Source organism: Serratia sp. CY83965 (assembly GCF_052166375.1).
GTDB classification, from domain to species: Bacteria; Pseudomonadota; Gammaproteobacteria; order Enterobacterales; family Enterobacteriaceae; genus Serratia; species Serratia marcescens.
Map to the genome: position 1 here is coordinate 1120294 of NZ_JBJNOV010000001.1, position 15468 is coordinate 1135761.

The 15468-nt window shown below is 53.9% G+C and carries 18 protein-coding genes and 2 pseudogenes; 14 read left to right on the top strand and 6 right to left on the bottom strand.

All coding sequences use genetic code 11. The features are described from left to right. Position 1 precedes the first annotated feature (1 nt). From ACJ8PL_RS05610 to ACJ8PL_RS05635, 6 genes and pseudogenes are all read left to right on the top strand, one after another. A pseudogene (locus ACJ8PL_RS05610) lies at positions 2–530 on the top strand (phage N-6-adenine-methyltransferase); the annotation flags it as partial. Positions 531–613: 83 nt separating this feature from the next. Continuing rightward, positions 614–1108: pseudogene (locus ACJ8PL_RS05615) on the top strand (DUF1367 family protein). Beyond that, entirely contained in the window at positions 1109–1303 is a 195-nt protein-coding gene (locus ACJ8PL_RS05620; protein ID WP_442530898.1) for a nuclease domain-containing protein, read from the top strand. Positions 1304–1448: 145 nt separating this feature from the next. Then, a complete protein-coding gene (locus ACJ8PL_RS05625) occupies positions 1449–2717 on the top strand; it encodes a hypothetical protein (protein ID WP_442530899.1) in 1269 nt (422 codons plus the stop codon). A gap of 235 nt (positions 2718–2952) precedes the next feature. Next, complete coding sequence (locus ACJ8PL_RS05630; RefSeq protein ID WP_394817499.1) at positions 2953–3162, top strand: VRR-NUC domain-containing protein; 210 nt, start codon at positions 2953–2955, stop codon at positions 3160–3162. Beyond that, on the top strand, positions 3111–3305 hold the full coding sequence (locus ACJ8PL_RS05635) for a hypothetical protein (RefSeq protein ID WP_317006202.1): 195 nt from the start codon (positions 3111–3113) through the stop codon (positions 3303–3305). The genes ACJ8PL_RS05630 and ACJ8PL_RS05635 overlap by 52 nt, the downstream gene beginning before the upstream one ends. A 578-nt stretch (positions 3306–3883) precedes the next feature. Here the strand turns inward: ACJ8PL_RS05635 and ACJ8PL_RS05640 are convergent. Beyond that, the gene (locus ACJ8PL_RS05640) at positions 3884–4537 is read right to left on the bottom strand and encodes a hypothetical protein (RefSeq protein WP_317006201.1); all 654 of its coding nucleotides are present in this window, start codon (positions 4535–4537) and stop codon (positions 3884–3886) included. 287 nt (positions 4538–4824) lie between these two features. On the opposite strand from ACJ8PL_RS05640, the gene ACJ8PL_RS05645 reads away from it, so the two are divergent. Continuing rightward, a complete protein-coding gene (locus tag ACJ8PL_RS05645) occupies positions 4825–5229 on the top strand; it encodes a hypothetical protein (RefSeq protein ID WP_442530901.1) in 405 nt (134 codons plus the stop codon). Here the strand turns inward: ACJ8PL_RS05645 and ACJ8PL_RS05650 are convergent. Beyond that, positions 5226–5444 carry a hypothetical protein gene (locus ACJ8PL_RS05650; protein WP_033640661.1) on the bottom strand — a complete coding sequence of 73 codons (219 nt, stop codon included), beginning with the start codon at positions 5442–5444 and terminating at the stop codon, positions 5226–5228. The genes ACJ8PL_RS05645 and ACJ8PL_RS05650 overlap by 4 nt on opposite strands. 74 nt (positions 5445–5518) lie before the next feature. Further along, entirely contained in the window at positions 5519–5869 is a 351-nt protein-coding gene (locus ACJ8PL_RS05655) for a hypothetical protein (RefSeq protein WP_033640660.1), read from the bottom strand. A gap of 248 nt (positions 5870–6117) precedes the next feature. Here ACJ8PL_RS05655 and ACJ8PL_RS05660 point away from each other — a divergent pair, with 248 nt between their 5' ends. From ACJ8PL_RS05660 to ACJ8PL_RS05680, 5 genes are all read left to right on the top strand, one after another. Beyond that, positions 6118–6468, top strand: a complete 351-nt coding sequence (locus ACJ8PL_RS05660) for a DUF4377 domain-containing protein (protein ID WP_442530903.1) — start codon at positions 6118–6120, stop codon at positions 6466–6468. A gap of 183 nt (positions 6469–6651) precedes the next feature. Continuing rightward, positions 6652–7851 carry an enoyl-ACP reductase FabV gene (gene fabV / locus ACJ8PL_RS05665; protein ID WP_004940952.1) on the top strand — a complete coding sequence of 400 codons (1200 nt, stop codon included), beginning with the start codon at positions 6652–6654 and terminating at the stop codon, positions 7849–7851. A 226-nt stretch (positions 7852–8077) separates the two neighbouring features. Next, positions 8078–8296 (top strand): hypothetical protein, encoded by a 219-nt coding sequence (locus tag ACJ8PL_RS05670; RefSeq protein WP_049300683.1) that lies wholly within the window; start codon positions 8078–8080, stop codon positions 8294–8296. 171 nt (positions 8297–8467) lie between these two features. Beyond that, positions 8468–8773 carry a hypothetical protein gene (locus ACJ8PL_RS05675; RefSeq protein ID WP_016928132.1) on the top strand — a complete coding sequence of 102 codons (306 nt, stop codon included), beginning with the start codon at positions 8468–8470 and terminating at the stop codon, positions 8771–8773. A gap of 48 nt (positions 8774–8821) precedes the next feature. Beyond that, on the top strand, positions 8822–9157 hold the full coding sequence (locus tag ACJ8PL_RS05680) for a hypothetical protein (RefSeq protein WP_016928131.1): 336 nt from the start codon (positions 8822–8824) through the stop codon (positions 9155–9157). 37 nt (positions 9158–9194) lie between these two features. Here the strand turns inward: ACJ8PL_RS05680 and dcuR are convergent, their stop codons facing one another. From dcuR to ACJ8PL_RS05695, 3 genes are all read right to left on the bottom strand, one after another. Beyond that, positions 9195–9914, bottom strand: a complete 720-nt coding sequence (gene dcuR, locus ACJ8PL_RS05685; protein WP_016928130.1) for a two-component system response regulator DcuR — start codon at positions 9912–9914, stop codon at positions 9195–9197. Next, the gene (locus ACJ8PL_RS05690) at positions 9907–11520 is read right to left on the bottom strand and encodes a sensor histidine kinase (RefSeq protein ID WP_442530906.1); all 1614 of its coding nucleotides are present in this window, start codon (positions 11518–11520) and stop codon (positions 9907–9909) included. The genes dcuR and ACJ8PL_RS05690 overlap by 8 nt, the downstream gene beginning before the upstream one ends. A 125-nt stretch (positions 11521–11645) precedes the next feature. Next, positions 11646–12488, bottom strand: a complete 843-nt coding sequence (locus tag ACJ8PL_RS05695) for a class I fructose-bisphosphate aldolase (RefSeq protein ID WP_015377543.1) — start codon at positions 12486–12488, stop codon at positions 11646–11648. Between the two features lie 484 nt (positions 12489–12972). Here ACJ8PL_RS05695 and ACJ8PL_RS05700 point away from each other — a divergent pair, with 484 nt between their 5' ends. Beyond that, positions 12973–13902 carry a sugar ABC transporter substrate-binding protein gene (locus ACJ8PL_RS05700; protein WP_016928128.1) on the top strand — a complete coding sequence of 310 codons (930 nt, stop codon included), beginning with the start codon at positions 12973–12975 and terminating at the stop codon, positions 13900–13902. Between the two features lie 75 nt (positions 13903–13977). Next, positions 13978–15462, top strand: coding sequence for a sugar ABC transporter ATP-binding protein (locus tag ACJ8PL_RS05705; protein WP_033640651.1), 1485 nt, complete (start codon positions 13978–13980; stop codon positions 15460–15462). The last annotated feature ends 6 nt before the right edge of the window (positions 15463–15468 follow it).

Consider the following 15468-nt stretch of genomic DNA (forward strand, 5'->3'; position numbering starts at 1 on the left):
CTGCGTTGCGTTTCACACCGCAGAGGATAACGCTCTGGTGCAGAACCGGTCAGTGCGTAAACGGCACCGCTTTTGCCAATCCTCCGTATAGCACGGCGAAGCAGCATGAAGGTGAATATATCACCGGCATGCGCCATACCCATGGGATGCGAGAGCTCGGCGGTCGCTATGTTTTCCTCATCAAGTCGGCGACCTCAGAAGTGTGGTGGCCGGAGAATGCGGATCATGTTGCGTTCATTCGTGGTCGCATTGGCTTTGATGTGCCGTTGTGGTACCGGCTGGCAGATGCAAGGCAAGAGGCCACCAGCGCGGGCTTTGGCGCTGCAATCGCCATATTTGATAAGGCTTGGCGTGGCCCTGCACATAGCTATGTTAGCCGGGAGCAGCTGATGGCGCATGGTGAAGTGTTCTTGGCGCAGATTCGTAGGGAAGCAATGCGAATGGTTAAGAGGTGCGCGGCATTACGGGATCACCGCAAACTAAATCTCCGAGAAAGCACAAGACTGAAGCGTTGGGTGTTCTGCTACTAGGTGGCGGGATCAAGTACGCGACAGATCACGACGGGCATACGATGAAAGGGGTGCCTACGGGCACTCCTATCGTCATGTGACCTATCGGCGATCGTCGGAACCTAAAGCATCACCGCAAATTCTGGAAGCTGCTGGAATTGGGATTTTCGTATTGGGAACCAGATTGGACGTTCGTTAGCGATCCGGATAAGTGGATTGCACATGAGGTAGCCAAGACGCTGGCGGCACAAGCTGGCGATCCGTTGCTTTATGACAACATCGCAAAGCTGATTGCCGAGAGTGTGCTGCAGCGTGTTGCGGCACAGCGCCAGCGCCGCTTTGACGCCGAAGCAGTTAAAACGACAGAGGCTTATCTCAACCACGTCATGGTTAAAGCCGGCTTCTATGATCTGGCCGCCAATCCGGACGGCTGAACGTTAAAACAGCGTTGGAGCATCGCCTTCGTCAACATGAGCCAGGAGAAGTTCGACAAGGTTTATAGCGGTGTCGCCGGCGTCATCTGGAACGAGACGCTACAGCAGCATTTTACCGATGAGTATGAGATGGAACAGGCCGTTAATCGGTTGATGGAGTATTGAGTGCGAAAGCCACCAGCATTTAGGAGTAAGGTCCTGCGCGATTCGGCTCGGGGGCATTGCTGTACTCTGCAGATTCCTAGAATTTGCAACGGGAACACGGAAACAACAGTTCTGTGTCATTTACCAAGTCCAACTCATGGTATGGGTTATAAAGGGATGATTTTTGGCAGTGTTTGGGTGTTCTGTTTGCCATGATGTGATAGATGGGCGAAAAGCGTATAATTGGGAAAAGGGTGAAAAAGAACAACTATAGATAGATGCTCTATACGCTACTTTTAAAATATGGTATTCACTGAAATTATTGTGAATGTTAATTATTAAAAAATAAATAGGTGGTTTAGTGTTTTCTTACGCTGATGCACATATTGTAAAAGCCATAAATGAATGTGATTCGTATATTAATTCGAGGCATGGAGATGATATTGCTAATATTATTGGTGCTAATGATATAAATGATGATAAATTCGTGTCTGGATTGGATGTTGATGAAGTGTTTGAATTAGCAATTGCTTTTGCATGGGGGGGCTTTTATTCTAGATTCAGCAATGACATGGCAATGCTTGATGCGCACACTGTTTTTAACAGGAAAACCGTAGGTGAAATGGTGGCGTTTTCCGCAGATAAAGCAAGGAATGACATGGCTTTATTTCTTTCAAATTTATTGCGTGTCATGAAGGAAGTTAATTTTTGGGAAGGCAGTGTTGGTGTTTTTTATAGCAGGGATGATGTTCTTACTATACTTGCAAAGGAATATCCTCGAAGTGAGTATCAATTCATTTGGATAAGGGACACATTACAGATTTCTATGGCTAAGTTTGTATTGGAATCTAGCGATTTTCAAGAGGCATTAAAATTAGTTTCAAACCTCAGTTCTGAAAAGGAAAAAATAAATGAGCAGCTGATTAGAGGGGTTGGTGAAATTACTGGGGCTGTGGAGTATGCAAAAACAACAATAGGTAAAGATTTTGATGTAAAAAAAGAAGAGCTATTAACTTTGATGAATGAGAAAGGAGAGCAGGTTCAGGGGGTGTTGAATGAAATAAACTCAAACCTAGCTGGTATTGATGAAATAGAAGCAAGATTGAGTAGTTATCACTCGGAGTTTAACTTTGTAGGTCTTTATGCAGGGTTTAAAGAGTTAAAGAAAAGTAAGGATGAAGAACTAGACTCAGCAAAAGATAGCTATCATCTTGCCATGATACTAGCAATACTATTGCCATTGCTAAGTATTGGTGTGCATATACTTTTTCCTCAGCTAGTAAACGGGAAAACCTTAATTGAATGGGTGTCGTGGGCAGCGCCATTTTCAGCTGTTGAACTTCTCATATTATATTATGCAAGGGTTATTTATTCGGAAGTAAAGTCGTTAAGAACACAACTTGCACAAATAAATTTAAGAGGAGCGTTATGCCAATTCATAGAAGAGTATATGAATTATAGAAAGAAAATGAAAAATGAAAAAGGTGAGCTGAATGATGCAGCGTTGGATAAATTTGATTCATTAATATTCAGTACAATACAAATGGACAGCGATAACATTCCTGGGGCTCTGGATGGAGTTAATGCTATTGCTGAATTGGCAGGGAAAGTCTTGGCGAAAAGCAAGTAAAGATGTTGAACAGTATCGATATCGATGTTACGTCAGTTGTATGCACTAAAGCAAAGCTGGAAATACGCGGTGGGAAGGTCAGGAAAGTGCATCTCTAGCCAGAGTAGGAGGAACAGACGCTCTGATTGAATGGGTTGCTAAAACGGTTATCGACGGCATACGGTTTGGATATTATCTGATCCACACAGCCTGCGAGGGAAGCTTGGGCCGAAGGCGACAAGGGATTTGGAACTGCGTGGGGTCCGGACAGGAGTTGCCTGACCTTTTTCTCACGTTGCCTCTAGGTGGTTACACGGGGCTTTGGATGGAGATTAAGTCAAGCACAGGTATACTATCATTGGCGCAAGTCAAATGGATGAATAAGTTGATATGTGAGGGATATGCGGTTGCTTTATGCAATGGATTCTTGGCTGCAAAAACGTATATAGAAGAATATATAAAGTAAAAGCCCAGATTCTGGGCTTTATGAAGCGATTAACCTTTTTTGGTGGGGGATGGGGGATGGGGGAGGCGATGGCGGTATTGGTTTTACTCTATTCATTGGTGGTGCCGGATTTTTGCCATCATTCGTTGGTACAGAGCGACTGATGTTGTTAGGTTTTGAGCTATTCGACATAACGACCTCTCTATTTTTATCTTTAGGCGACGGCGGCAGCGGCGGTGCCGGCTTTTCCTGATTTATTGGTGGCGGTGGGGTCCGGCCATTAGTTTGCTAGCTAGGCCTTGATTTATTATCAGACATATTATCTCCTTAGCTAAATAGGGCTTAGCTACCTTGCTTTTTGGGCGGTGGTACAGGCCGGACTTGATTAGAGGGGTACATCACAGCGTTACTTCGTCGATATGGTCCGTGAGCAGCTCAAAACTCGACGGTTGAACACATCGCTATGCATTCGTTCTCTGCATGGAAGGCTTATTGATGAATCATGGCCGGCACTCATCGGTCTGATAACATCAATAACCTCGTAGCTTTTTGATGAGGGTGTCGCCGAGCCAGCAAATGATACAAAATATTGCTATTGTCGATAAAATGGCAACGACGCGCTGAGTTATCGTGTCGAAGCTAAAGAAAAAATAGATACACAATAAAAATCCAATTCCCCCGATTAACTGATAGAAAAATTCAAAGAAAAAAGAGAGTATGCGGATATGGATGCTGTCTTTTCTCATTTCATTTTTTCCTCAATATTTTGCAGCAATCGATTAAACTCTGCATCACCTTGGTTTTTACGTACAGCCAAAGCTTCTATGAATGGATCAACATAGGGTTGAACTAAAAAGTATATAAAGTCCAAATTTCCGGCACTTCTAAGCTTGTAGTAAACCGCACTATGCATACGTTCGAGACCGATTGATTTGTATATGCTTCGTTCTATCATTCCGCCAGCCATCAGCGTGAAGCTTGTAGCAACGCCAGCACCTCGGGTAATCATGGCTGCACCACCTGCTGATATGATGCTATTCACTATTCTGGATGAAATCAGAGAGGTGGTAAGCATTCTGCCAGCGGATGTGGAGCCTACGGCCCTAAATATTTTGTCTTGCGTCTCTTGTGGGATGTGTGCGGTGAATGCATCGATAATGATTTTAATCGTTCTGATAACTTGATGATAGTTCATTAAACCGGACTTTATTGCCCGCATCATGCGAATGCGTTCGTCTTCCATCTTGCGACGATTGCTTGTGTCAAAAATGCCTAGAGCTAGGTAGCCAAAATCGACAGGCACAGACATTGCGCCGTCAAGCAGCCCCACAACTGTTTCTGGGGAGACAATGACTTTTACTATCCGTTCCACTATCTCTGCGTTGTTCACTTCCATCCCTCGAAATTTTTATGGTTGTAACATAACGGACGTGGGGAGATGTTTCAATGCTTGGCCAGTGTGGCCGCCAGAGCGGAAATCACACTTTTGGCTCTGGCGATTACACCCCAACCCGACCTCCATCCCCACTCCCCACCCGCACCTATCGCTAATTTAGCCGCACCAAAAGTCATTACGTCATCTATGGCGCTGATAAGCTTCGGCCATTGCTCCCATCAACGGTTTAACGAGAGTGTCATTATGGGAAATATCCCGGCATCAGGCGCTATAAAAGGTAACCCGCAGTGAACGAGCAACTGAGTCAATTAAAGATGATGTTGCCCGGCTATCTCGAGGCTTGGCGTGAGGGGGGGTTACCCTCTGACTGGGGGCAGGTGGCTAATCCTGAAATGGTTGCCGCCCTGTTGGCGGAGTGGGAGGCGCTAAGCGAGTTGGCGTCTCGGTTCGAAACCGCCACTGAAGCCCCTTCCGAACCGGCCGCGTTTTGGCAGGCGCGCGCCGAGCTGATGGCGCAGCGCAATCGTGAGCTGATGGCTCAACTGGCGACGCCAATCCGTTTGCCCAGCGCACGGGTGGCCTTTTTTGGCTATGTGAAAACGGCCGTGATGGATGCCAGGCAGGTTAAAGCGGCGATTCGCGATGCCGGTTTTATCGTTGCGGGCGGCGCCCCCAACGAGAACACGGCTTAACGCGGTTTCTTCTCAAATTTCTCGGCAAAAAAGAACCGCAGCAATTTATGGATCCACAGCAGGATGGCGCCGACCACCACCAGCGAGACGACGAAATGCGACAGATTTTTAGGCGCGGCATAGCCGTGGGTAAAGGAGACCCCCGCGCCGCTGAGCAGCAGGGTGGCGATCCAGAAGCCGAGCAGCAGGCATAAGGTACGAAACAGTTTAAACATGGTTATCACCAAAAATACGGAAAGCGCCGACCGAACGGAGAGGCTCAGCCGGAGCTTTGATTAATTAAAACCGCTTAGCGCGAACAGGTATTGCCGCCTTTACTGCTATTGTTATTGCAGTTGCTGCCGCTGTTTTTGTTGCCGCCTTTCCCCATGCCGACGTTGCCGCCGCCTTTGCTGCCTTCCTTGAAGCAGCCGCCGTTGAGCGCGCCCACCGCCAGGCCGCCAAGGCCGCCCAGAGAGCCGGTGATCACGCCGTTAACGCAATCCGGCGAGGTGTGCTTGCCGTAGAATCCCTGATTGGATGACCCGCCCCCGTTCTTGTTGCCGCCGTTGTTGTTGACGCGACCATTGCTGCCGCGGTTGTCGGCAAAGTTGCCGGCGCCGGCGATCAGGTGAAAGTGTTTGGCATCGATCTCTTGCATAAAATTCCCTCTTTATCGATTCAGTTAAATTCAGTAAAGCTTGCGCAAGCCAGCTGTTTTTAACAGAAAAAATAGCGGGGGTAATTACCGGTTCGGATAAGAACAGGGGGTTTATTTTGCGATATTTTCCAGTCTGATAGGGCACAGAGGAATGATATTTTGGATGTGTGGATCCGCATCGCTATCCGTTCTCTTGAGCCGGTTAATTTGTTAGCATGGCGCCCCTGGATGACTATTGGTGCAGTACATTGAAAATTAAAGCGTTGTTATTTGTTGCGTTGGCCGCGCTGGCCGGCTGCAGCCAGGAGGGAACCTCGATGAATCAGCCCGCAAACGAGAAAGGCGGCCAAACGGATGTGTTGCTGGTGAACAGCGCGCTGGTGGACTGCGTGGGCGTCGGCCCGATGAAGTGCATGCAGGTGCGCCGTTCCGCGCAGCAGCCGTGGGAGTTGTTCTATACCGGCATCGAGGGCTTCACTTTCGAACCGGGCTATCAGTATCGATTGAAAGTGCGCGTCACTCCGGTGGAGAACGTGCCGGCCGACGCCTCATCGCTGCGTTACACGCTGATTGAGCAGTTGGAAAAGAACAAGGCGTGACTCTCGACTGGCCGGGTAATCGCAACCCGGCCTGCCATGATTATCCCTTTGCCATCATGACATGTCTCGGCGGCAGGCTTTCCGACTGGTCTGTTCACTGCGCTTGTTTTCGCACTTTCTTAAGTATATTGAGAAAATCAGGTATATTGTCCTTCGGTTTTTAGCTACCAAGAAAAAATTACTATGATTATCAAACCTAAAATTCGTGGTTTTATCTGCACCACCGCTCACCCGGCAGGCTGTGAAGCCAACGTCCGTGAGCAAATCGCCTACGTTAAGTCGCGCGGCGAACTGAAAAACGGGCCTAAAAAGGTGCTGGTCATTGGTGCTTCCACCGGTTACGGTCTGGCCTCGCGCATCAATGCCGCTTTCGGCAGCGGTGCGGCCACCATCGGCGTATTTTTCGAGAAGCCTGGCAGCGAAGGTAAAACCGGTTCCGCCGGTTGGTACAACTCCGCCGGTTTCGACAAGGCAGCTAAAGAAGAAGGCCTGTACGCGAAAAGCATCAACGGCGACGCATTCTCCAACGAGTGCCGTCAGACCGTGATCGATCTGATCAAAAAAGACCTGGGTCAGGTTGACCTGGTGGTCTACTCGCTGGCTTCGCCGGTGCGTAAGATGCCGGAAACCGGTGAAGTGGTGCGTTCCGCACTGAAGCCGATCGGCGAGCCGTACAAATCCGTTGCGCTGGACACCAACAAAGACGTGCTGGTTGAAGCCGTGGTCGAGCCGGCCAACGAGCAAGAAATCGCCGACACCGTGAAGGTGATGGGCGGCCAGGACTGGCAGCTGTGGATGGACGCGCTGGACGAAGCGGGCGTGCTGGCGGATAACGCGCAGTCGGTCGCTTACTCCTACATCGGTACCGATCTGACCTGGCCAATTTACTGGCACGGCACGCTGGGCAAGGCGAAAGAAGATCTGGATCGCGCGGCGCACGCCATCAACCAGAAGCTGCAGGCCAAAGGCGGCGCGGCTTACGTTGCGGTGCTCAAGTCGGTAGTGACTCAGGCTTCCTCCGCCATTCCGGTGATGCCGCTGTATATCTCCATCGTGTTCAAAATCATGAAGGAACAGGGCATTCACGAAGGCTGCATCGAGCAGATCCAGCGTCTGTTCGCCACCAAGCTGTACAGCGGCGCGGCGCCGGACACCGACGAGAAGCACCGTCTGCGTCTGGATGACTGGGAACTGCGCGACGAAGTGCAGGAAACCTGTCGTGAAATCTGGCAGCAGCTGAACGACAACAACATCAATGAACTGACGGATTACCAGGGCTACAAGGCGGAATTCCTGCGCCTGTTCGGCTTTGGTCTGCAGGGCGTTGACTACGACGCCGATCTGAGCGGCGAAGCCAATTTCGATGTGATCGAGCTGGTCTAAGCGCGTCGTGCGGTCAAACAAGGTCGGGTTAGCCCGGCCTTTTTTATTGCCTGCGAATTATCGGCTGGCTAAGCGAAAATGTTTATTTCGGGTTAACAGAGGAACCGAGTGGTTAACATCGGCGGTCGGAAGGTGAAATAACGGCGGTTATTAAACTAAAGAAAGTCATTTTTTATTTACCCTTGCCGCCGGCTGCGGGTATTTTATTTCCTTTAAGGAGAAAACTATGACATGGCGTTATTGTGCCACGGTATCGTTGTTTTTGTTGAGCGGCTGCGGCGCGATCCAGCCGACGTCGACGTCCCCAGACTGGTCTCAGCCCCAGCCGGCCACGCGGGAACAGCGGCAACGCATCATGGCGGGTGAGTCTGCCTCGTCGGTATTGCAGGAAGGGAATATCGGTATTGGCGGCACGTTAGATGGGTCGAAAATATTCGATCGTTAAACCGCTAAATATATTCAGCCAAATTAATGCGCGCATTCTGCCGATATTGTCGGAGGGTTTACCTTTCCTGCGTTATTCTGCCGTGGCTTGACCATTCATTGCGTTAGCAGACAATTCGTTTTCCTTATAGGGAACCGCCGGTTTATTTCGGCGTAATCAAAGGAGTTGCCCATGACGAAGAACATGGCCGCGATCTTTCTCTTGCTGTTGCCGCCGCTAAGCCAAAGCGCCGGCGCAGCGCGCTACGACAGGCCGTGCGAAGGGGTGTCGCCGGTGCTGTTTCAAAAGCGCCTGAAAGCGCTGGCGCAGGATCTGCGGCAGGAAATAAGCGAGGAAGCGCCGCCGACGGAGCGCGATGCGGAAGAGCTGGCGCGGTTGGCGGAGTGCGCTATCGAGCCCGGCAAGGCGCCCGTCACCGGCGGGCAGCGCGTCTCCCGTTCAGAGGAAAAGCCGACGGCATCGCCGAACGGTTGCTGAGCCAGCGTGTGCGCAGAGTCAAGCGATGTAATGTAAAAGGAGTCATTGATGAAAAGGATCGTGTTGGCCGGCGTGGCCTTGTGTTGTTCCAGCTTCGCGCAGGCGCGGGTGGATCTGGAATACCATGCGGCGGCGCCGAAGGACAGTAAGGTCACCGAGGAGTACCAGAAAAAGCGCGACGCATTGCGCCACAAGGTGTGGAATGTCGATAACCTGACGCTGGCCAACGAGCAGGCAATTGCACGCGAACAGCAGCGCGAAGCTGCTGAGACCGCCGAGCGGCAGCAGCGGAATCTGGAACAGCAGCAGAAAAAGCAGCGCTGCCTGCGGAGACACTCGAAAGATCCTCACCCCGAGGCGAAGTGTTACAGGCACAACTTCTAACCTTCAACGTCCGGGCGCTTTCTGCGCCCGACGTCGTTTAGGCCGGGCGGCAATGCTCTTTCAGCATGGCGATCGCGTCCGGTTTCAGCTGATACAGATAGACCGGTCGGCCGGTGGCGCCGTACAGAATACGGGTGCCGAGGATTCCGCTCTCCGCCAGATAGATGAGGTACTTGCGGCAGGACACTCGCGAAATGCCAATGGCGTTGGCCAGGTTGTCGGTGGAGAATTCGCTGTCGTGCTGCTGTTCGATCCACTCGCACACCGTGCTCAGGGTGATGCTGGTCAGGCCCTTCGGCAGCTTTTTGCTCTCCTGGCCGCCGGGCTGGCGGCGCAACAGACTGTCGACGTCGGCCTGCGAAAACTCGCGCTGCGCCAAGAGCTGGGACTGTTGCCGATAGTGGCTCAGCGCCTCCTTGAAGCGGCTGAACTGGAACGGCTTGATCAGATAATCCACCACGCCGTAGTGCAGCGCTTTTTGCACCGTGTTCACGTCGCTGGCGGAGGAGATGATGATCACATCGGTCTTCTCGCCGAGTTCGCGCAGACCGGGCAGCAGATCCAGCCCGTTCTCCTGCTGCATGTAGATATCCAGCAACACCAGATCGATGTTGACGCTGGCATCGGCCAGCAGGGCGCGCGCCTGGCTCAGGGTGGCGACCGTCGCCTGGCAGTGAAAACCGCCGACCTGGCTCAGGTAGTATTTGTTCAGCTCCGCCACCATCGGGTCGTCGTCGACAATCAGTACGTTAATCATGGGCTCTGCTCTTGGCCTGATAGGGAAGGTGCACGAAAAATTGGGTCAGCTCGCCCGGTTCGGATTCGAAATCGATGCTGCCGCCCAGTTTCTCCAGATGGCTGCGGATCAGCGCCAGGCCGATGCCGCGTCCCGTTCCCTTGGTGGAAAATCCGTGTTCGAAGATGCGCGCGCCGATCGCCGGATCGATGCCGGGGCCGTCGTCGCTGACGATACAGTGTAATTGATCGTCGTGATGATGGAAGCTCAGGCCGATCTCGTGGCCCTCAACGCCGTCGATAGCGTCGATGGCGTTTTCGATCAGGTTGCCGAGCACGCTGATCAGCACGTGGGTGGTCTCCGCATCGTCGGTTTCCGGCAGCAGGCTGGTTTCCTCGATGGTCAGATCGATGCCGGCCTCATGGGCGCGGCTGATCTTGCCGATGAAGAAGCCCGCCACTTCCGGCGAATGGATCTTGCGCAGCAACGCGCCGATCTCTTCCTGGTAGTTGCTGGCGGTGTTGATGATGTAGTTTTCCAACTGCTGATAGGCCTTCATGTGCAGCATGCCGAGTATCACATGCAGCTTGTTCATAAATTCGTGCGACTGCACCCGCAGGGCGTCGGCGTAGTGCGCCATGCCGCTCAGCCGCTGCAGCAGGCGGCTGATCTCGGTCTTGTCGCGGAAGGTGGCGATGGCGCCGGTCACCTGGCCGTTGACGATCACCGGCACGGTATTGGTCAGCAGTTCGCTGCCGTTGAAGCTGATCTGCCGATCGCGCAGCGGTTCGCCGCTGGCCAGCACCTCCGCCAGATGCAGCTGCGCCGGCCAATGCTTGCTGGCGGCTTCCAGCAGCAGGTTTTCCACCGGCCCGCTCTGGCGCAGCAGGCGCTTGGCTTCGTCATTGACGATGGTGATGCGGGATTCATTATCGACCGCGATCACGCCTTCTTTAATCGACTGCAGCATGGCGTTGCGCTGTTCGAACAGGTTGGAGATTTCGTAAGGCTCGAAACCCAGCATGATGCGTTTGAGCGCAGAAACCAGGAAAAAGGTGCCCAGGCTGCCCACCAGGGCGGCGAAGGCGATGGTCCAATAGATGATCCAACGGCTCTCCGCCACCACCCGCTGCACGGTGTCCAGCGCGATGCCGAGCGCCACCACGCCGATTTGTTTTTTCTGATCGTCATACACCGGCACGAACACCCGCAGCGCCGGGGCCAGCGTGCCGCGGTTGATGGCGCTGTTGACGTTGCCTTGCAGCGCGGGCGCCAAATCGTCGCCGATAAAATGCTTGCCGATCAGCCAGGGTTTAGGGTGCGAATAGCGGATGCCCTGCATATCCACCACCACCACGAACAGCAGCTCGTTTTGATGGCGCACCTGCTCGGCGAAGCGCTGAATGGCGCCGCTGTGATCGCGCCGCTGCAGGCCGTCGATCACGGTGTTGGAGAGCGCCAGCGTGTTGGCGACGGCGATGGCTTTTTGCTGCAGCTGATCTTGCCCCTCGCGGCTCATCTGCACGAAAAACAGCGCGAACACCACCAGCAGCACCGAAGCGATGATGGCGGACACCATCAGCGTGATGGAGGTGCTCAGCTTGAGCGGCACCCGTTGTTTTGGCATGGCGGTTCTCCGAATGGCGATATCACGGCGTATTCTAGCGAGGAATGCGGCAAGCTGCAGTTACCGGCAGCAGGTTATAGCATGCTGCCGGGGGAGCGAGGGGTTATTTTAGTTACAAAAGCGGGTTACTGCTGGTGGTAGATCTCCAGCGCCTGTTGGCCGCTGGCGCCCTGATGGATGATCGCCATCAGGGCGCGCACCACCTGCGACGGGTTGCTGTGTTGATAGACGTTGCGGCCATAGACCATGCCGGAGGCGCCCTGGGCCATCAGCGCGGCGGATTTCTCCAGCACCGGGCCCAGCTCACCCTTGCCGCCGCCGCGCACCAGCGTCGGGCAGCGCGCCGCTTCCACCACGCGGTGGAAATCTTCCACCCGATCGGTCGGATCGGCCTTGATGATGTCGGCGCCCAGCTCGCGCGCCAGCCGCACCAGCGGCACGATCTTCTCCACGTCACCCAGCGATCCGTAGGCGGCGCCCTGGCCGGCCGGGGCCATCACCAGCGGTTCGATCATCAGCGGCATGGCGTAGCGATCGCAGGCGTGGCGCAGGCGGCCGATGTTTTCTACGCACTGGCGGAAAATGCCGGGTTCATCCGGGATCATATAGAGGTTGACCACCACCGCGGCGGCGTCCATTTGCAGCGCGGCCAGGATCGGCGCTTCCGGGTTGTGCAGCACCGCCCACATTTCACGGTGGCGTGCAGCGTTATAGGCGTTGCCGACGTCGGTGCGCATCACCAGCGCCGGTTTTTCGCGCTGCGGCGCGCGCTGCAGCAGATCCGCCTGCCCGTAGTTGACCTGAATCGCGTCGGGGCGCGCGGCGATCAGGTTGCCCATCACCCGTTCGATATCTTCCAGCCCGATTAAAAAATCCGGTTCGTTGGCGATGCCGTGATCGATCGCCACATCCAGGCACTTGCCGTTGTTGAACAGGCGGTTCATCCGCACCTTACTGCTGAGCTGCATGTCAGGTCCTCCTGAGATAGGGATATGTCCATTATTGCCGAGTAAGGATGGTCGGGAAACGCGGAAACCGCAAACTGCGCGCCCGCTCGCAGTTTTTGCCGGCGCACGAAAGGGGAACGCTCGCGGGCGGCTTTCATTTCATTTGTTAGATCCGTGTCATGTTTTTGTTAATAAGCCATTCCAAAACGCATGTTTCGCTTGTTTGGGTTAAAAAGTTTCAATAGTCTAAATTATGAAATAAACATTTAAAAAAGCGGCGAAGACGCGGCTTGCTTCACCAGGGGTTTATTTCAATTGGTTGTTTTTAATCTATTTTGAGATATCGATCACCATTTTGTTCACGGCCTTAATACGGCAATAACGCGGTAATTTCGCCGTATCAAAGGGATAACACCGACCGTATTGTTGTTTGAATGTAAAAAATATTTTTCATTAGCTGTCAACCAACAGACCTCTTCATTCTAACGATTAAAGGGTAACGAACATGAAGCTGAAGAAATTGATCGCCGCCTCGGTACTGATGTGCATGCTGCCGGCCAGCGTGTTGGCCAAAGACATCAAGATCGGCGTTTCCATGGCTTACTTCGATGACAACTTCCTCACCATTCTGCGCCAGTCGATGCAAAGCAAAATGAAGGCCGACGGCAACGTCAGCGGCCAGTTCGAAGACGCCAAGGGCGACATCGCGCAGCAAATTCAACAAATCGAAAACTTCGTCAGCCAGGGCGTCGACGCCATCATCCTCAACCCGGTGGATACCCAGGGCGTCAAGCCGATGATCAAACTGGCCGAGAACGCCAAGATCCCGCTGGTGTTCGTCAACCGCAAGCCGGAAGTGGCGCTGCCGGCCGGCATGGCCTACGTCGGATCCGACTCCAAGCTGGCCGGCAAACTGCAGATGGAAGCGCTGGCCAAGCTGATGAACGGCAAGGGCAACGTGATGATCCTGATGGGCGAGCTGTCGAGCGAAGCCACGCGCGACCGCACCCGTGGCGTGGAAGAAGTGGCGGCCAACTATCCCGGCATCAAAATAGTCGACAAGCAAACCGCCAAGTTCTTCCGCAAAGAGGCGGTGGACGTCACCACCGACTGGATTTTGTCCGGCCAGCAGATCGACGCCATCGCCTCCAACAACGACGAAATGGCCATCGGCGCTATTTTGGCGCTGAAGCAAGCCAAAAAATCCGGCGTGCTGGTGGCCGGCGTTGACGGCACGCCGGACGCGCTGGAGTTCATCAAGAAGGGCGATCTGGCGCTGAGCGTGTTCCAGGACGCCAAAGGCCAGGGCGAGGGCGCGGTGCAGACCGCCGTTCAACTGGTGAAAGGCGAAAAAGTGGAAAGCAACGTGTTGATCCCTTACCAGCTGATCACTCAGGCCAATTACCAGCAATTCGCCGATAAAAACAAGAAATAAGCCTTGAAGCCCGCCGCGGGCGCCGGTGTGGGGCGAGCGCGGCGGAAAACGTGGGTCAGTGCGGAGGTAAGCGGTATGTACCCTTATGTTCTTGAGGCCGAAGGCATCAGCAAGCAGTTCCCCGGCGTCAAAGCGCTGGATAAGGTCTCGATTAAAATCAAACCCGGCAGCGTGCATGCGCTGATGGGAGAAAACGGCGCGGGCAAATCGACGCTGATGAAATGCCTGATAGGCATCTACCACCCGGATGAAGGCTCGATAAAAATCAAAGGCCGGCCGGTCACCTTCAGCGACACGCTGCAGGCGCTGCATTCGGGCATTTCCATGATCCACCAGGAGCTGAACCTGGTGCCTTACATGACGGTGGCGGAAAACATCTGGCTGGGGCGCGAGCCGGCGCGGTTGGGGTTCGTCAACCACGAACAGCTGAACGAGAACACCCGCGAGCTGCTGGCGCGGCTGAACATCAAACTGCAGCCGGACACGCTGGTGGGTGATCTGAGCATCGCCAACCAGCAGATGGTGGAGATCGCCAAGGCGGTGTCCTACAACGCCGACGTCTTGATCATGGACGAACCGACCTCGGCGCTGACCGAAGGTGAAGTGGTGCATCTGTTCGCCATCATCCGCGAACTGCGCGAGCAGGGCAAAGGCATCATCTATATAAGCCACAAGATGGACGAGATCTTCGCCATCACCGACGAAGTGAGCATTTTCCGCGACGGCACCTTCATCGCCTGCGACAAAACCGAAAACCTGACCAAACAGTCGCTGATCACCATGATGGTGGGGCGCGAACTGACGCAGATGTTCCCCAAATTCAACAACAATATCGGCGAGGAAGTGCTGCGGGTGGCGGGGCTGCGCCGCAGCGGCTGGTTCCATGACGTGTCGTTCAGCGTCAAACGCGGCGAGATCCTCGGCGTCGCCGGGCTGGTGGGCGCCGGGCGCAGCGAAGTGATGGAAAGCCTGTTCGGCATGCACCCGGCGGACGGCGGCGAGATCTTTATCGAAGGCCAGGCGGTGAAGGTCGATTCCCCGGCGAAGGCGATCGAGAGCGGGCTGGCGTTTCTCACCGAAGACCGCAAAAAATCCGGCCTGTTTCTGGTGCTGTCGGTGGTCGAGAACATGAGCATCGTCAACCTGTCGGAATACATCGGCAAGAACGGTTTCGTCAGCCACGTGCAGATGGCCAAAGACTGCATGGATCAGATCAAAAAACTCAACATCAAAACGCCGACCATGGATCAGATCATCAATAACCTCAGCGGCGGCAACCAACAGAAGGTGCTGATCGCGCGCTGGCTGCTGGCGCAGCCGAAAATTCTGATCCTCGACGAACCGACGCGCGGCATCGACGTGGGGGCGAAAGCGGAAATCTACCGCCTGATCAGCGAGCTGGCCAACCGCGGCGTCGCCATCATTTTGGTCTCCTCCGAGCTGCCGGAGATCCTCGGCATGAGCGACCGGGTGATGGTGATGCACGGCGGCCGCATCACCGGCATTTTGGACAAAGACGACGCGGACCAGGAGAAGATCCTGGCGCTGGCCTCAGAATAACGAAGG